Origin of the sequence: Glutamicibacter sp. NPDC088483 (assembly GCF_044753145.1) — a bacterium.
Taxonomy (GTDB): Bacteria; Actinomycetota; Actinomycetes; order Actinomycetales; family Micrococcaceae; genus Glutamicibacter.
Map to the genome: position 1 here is coordinate 296,592 of NZ_JBIVMP010000004.1, position 11,872 is coordinate 308,463.

Below are 11,872 nucleotides of genomic sequence, written 5' to 3' on the forward strand. Positions count from 1 at the left end.
GGCTCGGGAGTCGAGAGTGCCTAGGCTGGTGAGTATGACTTCAACCCAGCATCCGATGACCTGCAATGTGGCCATTGTGCCCGATTCCTTCAAGGGCAGCGCCCGCGCCAGCGAGGTGGCAGCGGCCTTGGCTCGGGGCTTTAGCAGGGGTGCGGCTAGCCGGTCTCGGGCGGTCGAGATTACCGCAGTACCTTTTGCCGATGGCGGTGAGGGGACCCTCGAAGCGCTGATCGACACCTGGGAGACCGAAGCTATCCCGTTGGAGACCACCGACGCCTTGGGACGTCCTGTCACCTCCCGGCTGGGCCTGTCGGCAGATGGAAAAATCGCCGTGGTGGAAGCTGCCGAGGCCGCCGGGTTGCCACAGGTCAGCGACGTGCCACGACAGCCACTGGCTGCCACTACCTATGGGTTGGGCACCTTGGTTCGCCACGCTTTGGATCTCGGGGTCACCCAAATAATCCTGTGCCTGGGCGGTTCAGCTACCACCGATGGCGGCACCGGGCTGCTCAGCGCGCTGGGCGCGAAATTCCTCGATGCCAACGGGGAGCGGCTTGTGGCCGGGGGCGGGGCATTGAATGAGCTGTCGCGGATCGATGTGTCAGAGCTGGACGCCCGGGCAGGGCAGGTTAGCTGGCAGATCGCCTGCGATGTCACCAATCCGTTGCTGGGTGCCAAAGGCGCGGCGGCGATCTTCGGGCCGCAAAAGGGCGCCAGCGAAAAGGAAGTCCAGATTTTGGACCGCGGGTTGGCGCGGTTGGCTGACGTTTTAGAAGCCGATACCGGCCGGGCACTGCGTGAGCAGCCGGGCATGGGGGCTGCCGGCGGGATTGCGGTGAGCCTAGGATCCTACTTCGAGGTGGAGCTGGTGCCGGGCTGGGATTTGGTGGCCAAGGTACTTGGTGCCCATGAAATTCTGGCCGACGCTGAGCTGGTGATCACCGGTGAAGGCCGGCTGGATGCGCAATCCTTGGACGGCAAAGTCGTCTCCGGGGTGTTGCAGGCTGCCGGTGAACAGGCCGAGGTGATCGTGGTGGCCGGTTCGGTGCAACTGTCCGATGAGCAGCTGGAAGCCTCGGGAATCCTGGCCGCGTACTCGATTGCGCCAGGCCCGGCCACGCTGGCAGAACTTTCAGCAGACACCATGGAGCTGGCCGAACGCACCGCCTTCAGCGTGGCCCGAACCTTCCTGCGCTAGGCGCTAGAAGATATCCAGCTTGAGCAGACCAGCATCCAGAATAATCTTGGCTGAAGCCTCATAGTGGGTACGCAGGCGCACAGCCAAGGCAGGCGCATCACGATCAAGCGCCGCCTGCAGCAGGGCCTCATGCTCGGCCTCCACATTTCGGTGCGTGGCACCCTGGGAGGCGGCCGCCCAACGCCGGTAGAGCAGCGTGGAGTTGGCCAAGTTGGCCGAAAGCTCGAGGATTTGCGGGCAGGCGCAAGGGGCCAGCAGCAGCTGGTGGAAATCGCGGTGCGCCTTGCCCCATTCGGGGGTGAACTGCTCGGGCTGGTCCTCCTGGCGTCGGGGCGCCTTGGAGAGCTTGTAGTGCGCGGCAATCAGCGCCGACTCCCACTCCAGATCCCCGCGGGTAATGGCCAGCTTGACCGCCAGCTCCTCGGTGACACAGCGCAGCTCGGTCTGGTCCTGCAGCTGCTGCAGGTTCAGTTCCGGCACGAAGAACCCGCGGTTGGGGATCGCCGCCACCAGGCCCTCGCCGGAAAGCCGGGTGAGGGATTCGCGGATGACGGTGGTGCTGGTGGAAAAGCGCTGCGCCAGATGCGGGGGAGCCAGACGCTTGCCGGGCATCCACGCGCCATCGAGGATGGCTTCACGGATCCCGGACAGGGCTGCTTCTGCTGGCCTAGCCACGGGTCCCTTGCTTGGCTGCGCCGAAGGTGCGTAGCACGGTGGCCTTGGCGCTCAGCGCCTCCAGCAGCGCATCGGCCTCGCGAGCTGGTGCAATGCCTGCTACATAGTAGTCGGGGCGCACCAGCAGCACGGTGCCGGTGGCGGTATCGAAGACCCGGTGGAGGTCCTTGGCCGTCACGCTGTCGCCATCCTGGTTGGTGAAGACCAGTTGTGCTCCGGCGGCCACCTCAATGGTGTTCCACCCGGCTGACAGCAGCTCATCGAGCTTCACGATGGCCCCGTTGACGTCCAGGTCCGGCTGCGGAAGCATGCGGCCAACAAAGTTCTGGGCCAGTTGCGGCACGCCGGGAAGCGGCGCAGCCACGGTGCCGGTGGTGTAGTGGGGCTGCTTGAGGAAGCACATGCCGGTCAGCCAGCGGTTCAGCGGCGGGATGATGCGGGTTCCGGTCACCACGGCATCGCGGACCCGGGTGATGACCGGGTTGGTGTTCATCACTACCCAGCCGATGCGCTTGGAGAGCTTGACCATTTCCGCGGCATGCGGGCGGCGTTCGGTCTCGTAGTCGTCGATGAGCGACTCGTCGGCCTCGCCCTTGATGACCGCGGCCAGGCGCCAGGCGGCCCCTGCGGCGTCGCGGATGCCTGCGTTCAGGCCCTGTCCGGCGAAGGGCGGCATCAGGTGCGCGGCGTCGCCGGCCAGCAGAACGCGGTCCTTGCGGTAGGTGTCGGCAATGCGCTGGTGCGCGGTGTAGACCGCGGCGCGGCGCACGGTGACCACCTCGGTGTCCTGGAAGGGCGCCACCAATGCGGCGATGGATTCGGGAGTGATCATCGCGTCGCCGTCTTCGTGGTCGAAGAGCATGAATTCGTAGCGGCGGCGGCCGTCCACCCCGGGGACCACTACGGCCGGGCGCTGCCCGTTGCAGTGGAAGGAAGCGAAAGGCTCTGGGTTGCCCGGCACGTCCAGCAGGTCCACCACGATCCAGCGTTCGGTTTGGGTGGATCCCTGCAGGCCGATGCCCAGTTCGCGGCGCGCGAAGGAACGTCCGCCATCGCAGGCAAGCACCCATTTGGCCTTGAACTCCAGGGCGGTTTCTTCGCCTTCAAGCGCCGCGTAGGGGTCCTGGCCGGTGTCGGCCGCCTTGGCGCCGTTGAAGCCGGTGGTGGCTTCGCCGGTGCGGGTGGCGTGCACGATCACGTGATCGGAGAACTGCTGGATCCTGGTGGCCGCGGTGGCGTAGTGCAGGTCCAGGTTCTGGCGCAGCGTGGCGGCCTCGTAGAGCAGGCCCTCCATGATTGGCTGGTCGAACTGGCTCTTGCCGGGCTGGCCTAGGCGGGGTGCGCCGGGGCGGACATCGGCAATGACCTTGCCGCCCAGGCCGAAGTAGCGGGCACCGGTGTCCATGAGCATCTGCGGACCCAGCTCATCCATGATCCCCAGATGCGCCATGACGCGCAGGGTTTCATCGGTGGCGCTGATGGCGCGCGGCTCATCGCCGCTGCCCGGGTTCTTTTCGATCAATGCAACCTGCAGGCCGGAATCGGCCAGGAGGCTCGCCGCGGTCAGGCCGGTTGGGCCCGAGCCGATGACCAAAACGTCGATTTCATGAGACTGTGCCACTGCCCGCTACTTCCTTCTTGCTAAACGTGCTTCTTGCTGCGTGGGTACGCGGTTATGCGGTTGCGCCGGCGGTGGCTTCTGCCGCAGCGTTCAGCGATGCCTCATCGGCGACGATGTTGCGCAGGATGCCCAGGCCGGTGATCTCAACTTCAACCACGTCGCCGTGGTTGATCAGGCCCTCTGGACCGTAGAACAGGCCAACGCCGCCCGGGGTGCCGGTGACGATGACATCGCCAGCGCTCAGCTTGGTGAAGCCGGTGACGTAGTTGATCAGGGTTGGGATGTCGAAGACCAGGTTGGAAACCGGGGCGTTCTGGCGTACTTCACCGTTGACACGGGTTTCGAGTACCGCGGTGGTGATGTCGCCCAGGTCAGCTGCTGGAACCAGGTATGGGCCGAAGCCGCCGGTGCCCGGGAAGTTCTTGCCCGGGATCCACTGGCTCGCAGCCTTCTGCCAGTCGCGGACCGAGAAGTCGTTGTAGCAGGCGTAGCCGGCGATGTAATCCCAGGAGTCTTCCTTCTCCACGTGGAAGGCATCCTTGGAGATGACCAGGGCCATTTCGCCTTCGTAGTCGAACTTGGTGGTGGAGGTAGGCTTCACGGCAGGAGCCAGGTGGCCCATCTGCGAATCGGCGAAGCGGGTGAAGACGGTTGGCGCGGTCTGGCCGGTCTTGCCCGACTCTTCCTGGTGGGCCAGGTAGTTCACGCCGATGCAGATGATCTTGCCCGGGTTGGTGACCGATGGCAGGAATTCGATCTCAGCTTCTGCGACGGTTGGTGCACCGGTGAGGTCCAGTTCGGTGCCGAAGATGCCCTTTTCGATGGCGTCGCGGGTGTCGGCTGCCAGGTTCTTGCCGGTTGGGCCCAGGTCGTGGACGGTGCCGTCGATGGACACGCCCCAGGTCTCGGTGCCGTTTGCTGCCTTGAATGATACGTACTGCATGGTGATGTTGCCTTTCGAAAAAAGTTCTAAGTTAGATAAAAGTCTTCAGTTCGGTGACCGTTGGGATGCCGAAGGTGCGGAAGTCCTCGGTGCGGCGGTTGGACCACATGTTCCACCAGTTTTCGTCCTCGCCCCAGATAATTGGGTCGCGCTGATCGTCGTAGATCTGCTCTAGGTCTGTGTAGAGCTCGACGACTGCGCCGGAGGTTTCGACGTAGTAGGCTGCGATATTGTGGCCGGCGCCGTGGCGGACCGGACCCCAGATCAGTTCACGGCCGGCTGCGCCCAGGCGGTCGCCGAGCTTTGCCAGGTCGCCGATGGACTGGACCTGCCAGGCGTGGTGGTGGAAGGTGCCCTGGCCCTTGATCAGCGCGATGCCGTGGTGATCCGGATTGCAGCGCATGAAGTAGGCGAAGTCATCGCCAATGACATCCGAGAGGCGGAAGTCGAAGATGCGACGCAGGAATTCCATCATGCCGCGCACATCGCGCGGGTGGAAGTTGATGTGGCCGTAGCGGTCCGGACCGAAGGAGAGCAGGCCGCGGTCGTTGGACTGCATGCCGGTGTAGACCTCGAAGATCCAGCCTTCTGGGCCGATGAACGAGAAACCGTCCTGCACACCGGCGGAGACCGGGGTTTCGGAGACGATCTTGAAGTTTTCGTTGGCTACACGCTTGCGGATTTCGCGCAGTGCGTCGCCGTTCTGGGCGATGAGGCCGAGCGAGTGGATGCCGTTGACCTCGGACTCTACATAGGTCAGTTCATGGTGCACGGAGTTAGCTGCGAGGTAGACCTCATTGTCGGTGCGTTCGGTAACGCGCAGGCCGAGCAGCTGCGTAGCGTCGAAGATGGACCCTTCGATGTCATTGGTCTGGATGGACACGTGGCCCATTTCCCTAATTAATCCCCAAGCCATGGTGGATCCTTCCTGAAGCTACAAAATATTGTGATCTAGATAATTAGATTATTTACATTAAGTTAGATTGTCTAGTCTTTTTGAAAAAAGATTTGCGCGCCCACCCAAGCGGACCTGCCGGGCCGCTTGGGTGGGCGCGCAAAGACTAGACCAAAACCGGTCGCTGGGTGCTGAGTTGACGCGGAATTTCGCGCTTGACTAGACCTGTTTCATCCAGTGTGTTCAGCGACTTGTTGCCGGCCTGATGCACTGGAAGAGCCTGCCTGGTGCCGGTGGTGGCCAGGCCATGATGAATAAATGACCCCAGCGTGTCGCCCAGAACCTTCGCTGTCGTGGAGAAGAGCTCCTGGCTGATGCCAAAGAGCATTGGCGCATCCTGCCAGCGCTCACGGTTATCGAAGAGGAACGGCAACTCAAAGCAGTGCGCCGAACCCGCGTTAGGCAACGGAGAGCGAACCTCGAAGCCTAGGAGCTGCACCTGGATGCCGGCAGTTGCTGCCGCATCGGCCAATTCCGCTGCATAGAGCTGAATCTGGTGCAGGCTCATCGCCCGAACCATCAGCGACTTAGCTGTCGCCTGCGGCTCCTGCGCAACTAGTGCCTCGAAGACGGCCTGCGGTTCGTTGAAGTTGCCGGCAATAAATCCACGCACGCTATCGAGGCTGAACGCCTGCTCGGGTGCCATGCCAATGAAGGCATTTGCCTCATCGCCGGTGTAGGTCAGCAAGAGCTGCTCCACATGCAGGCGTTTAGCTGCCTGCGCGGTATCGAAAAGATCCGCCGGAACAGCCTCGTCGGCGCTCGGGTAGAGGCCCAGGCCGCGACCGGCCCAGGCCTTGGCCAGCGCGCCACCGGCAGCCAGCAGCTGCTCGGTGCTCGCTTCGGCCAAGGAAGCGCCATCAAGTGCTTGTGCAATCACCGCATTGCGTTCCTGCGCCTGAGCATCATTCATCGGCGGCTGGAAGGACAGCGAGCCAACATAGAGCCGGTTGAACAAGCCGCGGGCTGCCTCAAGCTGGGCTAACGCGAAGGCCCAGAAGGCACCTGCGGACTGACCTGCCAGGGTGATCTGCTGCGGATCGCCACCGAGTTCGGCAATATTTCGCTGCACCCATTCAAGGGCCAAAAGCAGTTCCTCAGGTGGCGTATTTCCGCCGCCAACCTGCTGGTTGTGCCCCAGCAGGCCGACCCGGTAGTTGACCATGACCACGACGCAGTTCTGCGTTTCGGCGAAATTCTGCGCGTCATACCAGCGCACGGTGCCGGCCCCGGAAACGAAGCCGCCACCGGGCAGGAAGACCATGACCGGCAGGTCCTTGGCATCCTGCGGAGCAAAGACCGCAACCTGGAAGGCGTCTTCGGACTGGGGCAGCTCCTGCAGGGCAGGACCTAACAGCCAGTCCAGGGAGCCGGGGGTCTGCGGGAAAATTGCCGGCTGCGCTTGAAGAAGCCCGGGCACGGCCCTGAGCTTCTCAAAGCGAGTGGCGCCGCGCGTAGCGTAGCTGTAAACGCTCATATTCAGCGGATTTCCGTGTACTGCGAAGCATCCACCGCACGGGTGATGTTCCAGTACTCAACGATTGGGTAAGGCCAGATCTGCGAGACGCGACCGAACTTATTCTTGTACCAGGTGTGCACATCTGGGTGGCCCCAGGCCTTGAGCTGGTTGGCGGCGTCGATGTCCGCAACGAACTTATCGAGCACATCCTGCTTCAGATCCAGTGCCTTCAGATCCTTTTCCAGCACGATATTCAGTGCATCGAGGATGTAGGTCAGGCCGTACTCGATCATCGAGAACAGGGAACCGTTGACCACGTGACCGGTGTTAGGGCCGGAAACGATGAACAGGTTCGGGAAGCCTGGCACGGTAGCACCGGCGTATGCGGTGGCGTTGCCGCCCCAGTACTCGTGCAGATCCTTGCCGTCGCGGCCGGTGATACGCAGCGGTTCCAAGAACTCGGAAGCCTGGAAGCCGGTGGCGTAGATGATGACATCGAGTTCGTGCAGGTTGCCCTCGCCGTCGATGATGCCGGCCTCGGTCATTTCGCTCAGGCCCTCGGTGACCAGGGTGGTCTGCGGCTTCTTCAGGCTGGCAGCCCAGACGCCGTTATCGCGCAGCATGCGCTTGCCGCCCACGATGTAATCCGGGGTGACCTTTTCCAGCAGGTCCGGGCGGTCGGCGTACTGTTCCTTGAACATCTCGGTCAGCTGGGTGCGCACGCGCTCGTTGATCTCAGAGACCGAACCTTCCTTGGTCCAGTTAGGATCCGCGGCGGTGGTGTGCTGGCGGCCCTCGACACCCAGCCAGTGCTGCCAAAAGCGCAGCCACTGACCGTACTGTGGCAGATGCTCAACGAGGTAGGTGACCGACTCTGGCATGTTCTCGTAGTAGAACGGGGTAGGGAGCATCCATGGGGAGGAGCGCTGGAAGACCTTCAGCTCGGCAACCTCATCAACGATGGCTGGCACGATCTGGTAGGCGCTGGCGCCGGAACCGATGACCGCAACCTTCTTGCCGGCAAGCTCAATGCCCGGCTTCCATTCGGCCGAGTGTACCTGCACGCCAGCGAACTTATCCCGGCCCGGGGTATCTGGGAACTTCGGGCGGTCCAGCTGGCCTACTGCCGAAAGTACCGCGTTGAAGCGGCGTTCTTCCACTTCGCCGCCGTCCACGATCATGGACAGCACCCAGCGGCCATCTTCTTCATCCCAGGTCGCAGACAGCACTTCGGTGCCCATCTGGATGTTCTCGGTGATGCCGCCGCGTTCTGCCACGTCGCGGGTGTACTTGTGGATTTCGGCGCCTTCGGAGAACTGCTGTGGCCAGTCATCGCGCTGCGCGAAGGAGAAGGAGTAAGCGTAGTTAGGGGTATCCAGGCGGACGCCTGGGTAGGTGTTCTTCCACCAGGTGCCGCCGACTTCGTGGCCCTTTTCAAAGACGGTGTAATCCAGACCGGCCTGCTTCAGGCGGTAGGCCGAGGCCATGCCGGCGACGCCGGAACCGATGACTGCAACGGTGAAGTCACGCTCTGGGGCAACTTGGGCCTTGGTGAATTCTGGTGCGCCGGAGACCTGAGGAACCAGCGACATATCGTGCTTGAGCATCTCGTGGTAATCGGAGGTGGCCTGGTTGGTGATCCAGTCCAGGATCACGGTGGCCTGCTCGTCGCTAAGGGTGTCCACGGAGGTGATCTTCTCGTCGCGGATCTTGCGTAGTGCTTCGAAAGCTAGCTCGCGGGCTGCTTCCTGAGCCGCAGCGTCCATGCCGCCGTGTGGCTGGCCAACGGTGTCAACTGGTGGCTGTGGTGGACGGAGCTCATCACGCAGGATCGAGTAATCGCCGGTGGCAGCAGCCAGGGCCACCATCAGTGGTGGCAACTCGGTGCTGGAAACTAGCTGGCGTAGCTGCTCATCGCTGTGGGTGATTGGCGAGTAATTATCTCGCCAGTACAGGTCATCAACCTGTTGGCCAGCGGTGGTCTCGATCAGTGATTCGCTCATGGTTTTACTCCTTGCAAGTCTTTTCGGGCCTTGCTCGACAGAGTCAGGTAAGGCGCGTGATGTAACCAGTGTCACCTCTGCGTTATGCATAAGTCAACTAAAAATGTATTCTTTGCGGACTTTGGTATGATTTACGTCATGGCGAAACGTACCGATTCAGAGACGATGTCCAAGCACATCCGCGATACTCTGCGCACAGATATCCTTGATGGGCGCTGGGAACCGGGCGCTCGTCTGCAGTTGACGCACCTTTCGGAATATTACGAGACCTCAAGCACCGTCATCCGCGAGGCGCTCACCCGGCTGGTGGGTGACAAGCTCGTCACCCTGCGTCCCAACAAGGGATTCTTCGTTCCGGAGCTTTCCCTGGCAGACCTCAGCGACATTGTGGAAATGCGCTGTGTCAACGAACAGCTCGCGGTGTCCATGGGATTTGAGCGCGCCCCGCTGGAATGGGAGAGCGAGCTCATGGCCGCGCACCACACCCTGGAGCGAACCCCGCGCCGAAATCCCGAGGATCCGGATAACCATACGGTTCAGTGGAATCATGCTCATCAGCGCTTCCATGACAAGCTCGTCGAGGCTTGCGGCGTTCCGCTGCTGACCGAAATGACCCGCACCCTCTCGGATCTCATTCAGCTCTACGGCCGCTGGGCCGGCCCGGCAACGCGTGATGCCAAGCGCGACCTGGATAAGGAGCACCGCGACATCTTGAATGCGGCGCTGGATCGTGACGCTGATTTGGCAGGCAAGCTTTTGCGGGCGCATTACGAGACCACGCTCAGCGCGGTGAAGAATGGCGGCGAGGTAGGCCTGGCCTGCCTGCCGCATGTGAAAGCGCTGAAGTAGCGCGCTAGTTGCCGCATTTTCGGGCGCCTCCCCTATGGGGAGGCGCCCGATTTCCATTTAACGTCGTTAGCCCTACAGGCATCGGCGGAAGTTCTGCATGAGGACCTCTAGCGGGCTTGCGCTTCAGGTGTTGCTGACCTGCATAAAAAATATTTTTCTCATTAAAGTAGGCCAAGTTTTTCTCATGATCCCCGAGATCTCAGGGGTGGGAAATTTTTGGCGTCTTTAAATTCTTTCGCAGACCGCACTAGCTTAATGTGATCCAAGACTCTAGAATCTAAGTTCTAGAAGTAATGATCTAGATCACATTTAGCTGAAGCAGGCGATGGGGATCGATCCAATAATCTCTGAGGGAAACGAAATGACACTTGCAGTTGCTGCCATGTCCCACGCACCGTCGTTTGGGAATGTTGATCCGGGCGGAACGATCTTCGCCGAGATCAATGAGGCCATTGAAGGCGTGCGCAAATTCGTCGAGGACTTCGCGCCGGACATCACCATCGCCCTGGGCCCAGACCACTTCAACGGCGTGATGTATGAAATGATGCCTCCCTTCTGCGTCGGCGCGCAGGCCGACGGGGTAGGCGACTGGGGAACGGCCGCTGGCCCGCTTCCGGTAGACAGCGAGACTGCCCGCGAACTGCACAAGCTGATCCTTGAAGACGGCATCGACATTGCTCGTTCGGAAAACCTGCTGGTGGACCACGGCGTGCTGCAGCCACTGGAATTCGTTTACGGCCACGGCTTCACCAACCCATTCGTGCCAATCTTCGTGAACTCCGTCGGCTTGCCCCTGACCCCGATGAACCGTGTTCGCTTGCTGGGCGAGGCGCTAGGCCGTGCAGCTAAGAAGCTGGACAAGAAGGTGCTGCTGTTCGCGTCGGGCGGTTTGTCGCACAACCCGCCAATCCCGGTATGGGATGACGTTCCTGATGAAGTTCGCGCCCGCTTGATCCGCCAGGAGATGACTCCGGAACAGCGTGAGGTCAAGGAATCGACCATGCTCGCCAACATCCGTAAGTTCGCCGAAGGCAAGGCGCAGACCCAGCCACTGAACGAAGCATGGGATAACGAAGTGCTCGACGTGCTGCGCAGCGGCGACCTCTCGGCAGTGGACTCCTGGACCAATGAATGGTTTGGAAGCGAAGGCGGCAGCGGCGCACATGAAGTGCGTACCTGGATCGCCGCCTTCGCCGCGCTGGCAACGCAGGGAAGCTACAGCTTCACCGTGGACAAGTACTGGCCAGTGGAAACCTGGGGCGCAGGCTTCGGCGTCGTCGCAGCAATCACGGACGGTGCCGCGTGAGCACGGATATGAGCACAATGTGGCAGGCCATCGGTGACCTGCCCCATACCTTGGAATACGTTCAGGTGGGCAAGTGGAACACCCGCGTTCTCACGGTAGGCGCGGGCGAAGAAACCATTATCCTGCTGGCTGGAACCAGCGGCCACCTCGAAGCATTCACGCATAACATCCGCGTGCTGGCGCAGAACCACCGCGTAGTCGCCTACGACTACCCGGGACATGGCTTCTCCAGCTTGGCAGAAGTCGACCTGGAAATCGCGGACTATGAGGAGCATCTGCTTGGCCTGCTCGATGTGCTCGGGCTGGAACGCGCGCACTTGTGCGGCGAATCCCTGGGCGGATGGGTCGCGCTGAAGTTCGCGCAGAAGCATGCAGACCGGGTCCGCACGCTGATCCTCAGCGCACCGGGCGGCCGCATCGTTGGCAAGCCGGCGATGAGCAAGGGACGCTCGGTCACCCGCGACGCGGTGGACAATCCAACCTTCGAGAACGTCAAGGCGCGACTGCAGGTAGTGATTCACGATGCGGATCTGATCTCCGATGAGCTGGTGCGAATGCGCCAGGCCGTCTACTCCCGCGAGGGATTCGGCACCTCCATCGGGCACATCCTGGCCTTGCAGGATCCTGAAATCCGGTTCCGCAACCGAGTTACCGAAGAGGACTTCGCAGCAGTAGCGGTTCCAACCTTGCTGGTCTGGACCGACCACGAGCCAACCGGCGGAGTGGATACGGGACATGAGCTGGCATCGCATCTTCCAGATGGCGAGCTGCTGGTTATTGAAAACGCGGCGCATTGGCCGCAATGGGAAGACCCCGAGAAATTCAATGCGACAGCCATCGATTTTCTAGCCAGGAAGGCCTGA

Annotated in this window: 10 protein-coding genes; 4 read left to right on the top strand and 6 right to left on the bottom strand. The window is 61.7% G+C overall.

What is annotated here, in order from left to right; translation table 11 throughout:
- Positions 1-34: 34 nt before the first annotated feature.
- Positions 35-1,198 (top strand): glycerate kinase, encoded by a 1,164-nt coding sequence (locus tag ACIP6G_RS10460; RefSeq protein WP_400289902.1) that lies wholly within the window; start codon positions 35-37, stop codon positions 1,196-1,198.
- Positions 1,199-1,201: 3 nt separating this feature from the next.
- Here the strand turns inward: ACIP6G_RS10460 and ACIP6G_RS10465 are convergent, their stop codons facing one another.
- The 6 genes from ACIP6G_RS10465 to ACIP6G_RS10490 form a co-directional block, all read right to left on the bottom strand.
- Positions 1,202-1,873: a GntR family transcriptional regulator gene (locus ACIP6G_RS10465; RefSeq protein ID WP_400289904.1), complete on the bottom strand. Its 672-nt coding sequence runs from the start codon at positions 1,871-1,873 to the stop codon at positions 1,202-1,204.
- Positions 1,866-3,494, bottom strand: a complete 1,629-nt coding sequence (locus ACIP6G_RS10470) for an FAD-dependent monooxygenase (protein WP_400289907.1) — start codon at positions 3,492-3,494, stop codon at positions 1,866-1,868. Before ACIP6G_RS10470 ends, ACIP6G_RS10465 begins: the two co-directional genes overlap by 8 nt.
- A gap of 52 nt (positions 3,495-3,546) precedes the next feature.
- Complete coding sequence (locus ACIP6G_RS10475; protein WP_400289910.1) at positions 3,547-4,437, bottom strand: fumarylacetoacetate hydrolase family protein; 891 nt, start codon at positions 4,435-4,437, stop codon at positions 3,547-3,549.
- A 31-nt stretch (positions 4,438-4,468) separates the two neighbouring features.
- Complete coding sequence (locus tag ACIP6G_RS10480; protein ID WP_134779127.1) at positions 4,469-5,353, bottom strand: VOC family protein; 885 nt, start codon at positions 5,351-5,353, stop codon at positions 4,469-4,471.
- A 145-nt stretch (positions 5,354-5,498) separates the two neighbouring features.
- Complete coding sequence (locus tag ACIP6G_RS10485) at positions 5,499-6,869, bottom strand: carboxylesterase family protein (RefSeq protein WP_400289913.1); 1,371 nt, start codon at positions 6,867-6,869, stop codon at positions 5,499-5,501.
- 2 nt (positions 6,870-6,871) lie between these two features.
- Positions 6,872-8,854 (bottom strand): NAD(P)/FAD-dependent oxidoreductase, encoded by a 1,983-nt coding sequence (locus ACIP6G_RS10490; RefSeq protein WP_134779129.1) that lies wholly within the window; start codon positions 8,852-8,854, stop codon positions 6,872-6,874.
- 138 nt (positions 8,855-8,992) lie between these two features.
- On the opposite strand from ACIP6G_RS10490, the gene ACIP6G_RS10495 reads away from it, so the two are divergent.
- The 3 genes from ACIP6G_RS10495 (at position 8,993) to ACIP6G_RS10505 (ending at position 11,872) form a co-directional block, all read left to right on the top strand.
- The gene (locus tag ACIP6G_RS10495; RefSeq protein ID WP_189638337.1) at positions 8,993-9,703 is read left to right on the top strand and encodes a GntR family transcriptional regulator; all 711 of its coding nucleotides are present in this window, start codon (positions 8,993-8,995) and stop codon (positions 9,701-9,703) included.
- A gap of 361 nt (positions 9,704-10,064) precedes the next feature.
- Positions 10,065-11,009, top strand: coding sequence for a 3-carboxyethylcatechol 2,3-dioxygenase (locus ACIP6G_RS10500; RefSeq protein ID WP_134779131.1), 945 nt, complete (start codon positions 10,065-10,067; stop codon positions 11,007-11,009).
- A gap of 8 nt (positions 11,010-11,017) precedes the next feature.
- Complete coding sequence (locus tag ACIP6G_RS10505) at positions 11,018-11,872, top strand: alpha/beta fold hydrolase (protein WP_134779132.1); 855 nt, start codon at positions 11,018-11,020, stop codon at positions 11,870-11,872.

Coding starts and splice junctions, on each gene's coding strand:
- ACIP6G_RS10460 (WP_400289902.1), top strand. CDS start 35: ATGACTTCAACCCAGCATCCGATGACCTGCAATGTGGCCATTGTGCCC.
- ACIP6G_RS10475 (WP_400289910.1), bottom strand. CDS start 4,437: ATGCAGTACGTATCATTCAAGGCAGCAAACGGCACCGAGACCTGGGGC.
- ACIP6G_RS10480 (WP_134779127.1), bottom strand. CDS start 5,353: ATGGCTTGGGGATTAATTAGGGAAATGGGCCACGTGTCCATCCAGACC.
- ACIP6G_RS10485 (WP_400289913.1), bottom strand. CDS start 6,869: ATGAGCGTTTACAGCTACGCTACGCGCGGCGCCACTCGCTTTGAGAAG.
- ACIP6G_RS10490 (WP_134779129.1), bottom strand. CDS start 8,854: ATGAGCGAATCACTGATCGAGACCACCGCTGGCCAACAGGTTGATGAC.
- ACIP6G_RS10495 (WP_189638337.1), top strand. CDS start 8,993: ATGGCGAAACGTACCGATTCAGAGACGATGTCCAAGCACATCCGCGAT.
- ACIP6G_RS10500 (WP_134779131.1), top strand. CDS start 10,065: ATGACACTTGCAGTTGCTGCCATGTCCCACGCACCGTCGTTTGGGAAT.
- ACIP6G_RS10505 (WP_134779132.1), top strand. CDS start 11,018: ATGAGCACAATGTGGCAGGCCATCGGTGACCTGCCCCATACCTTGGAA.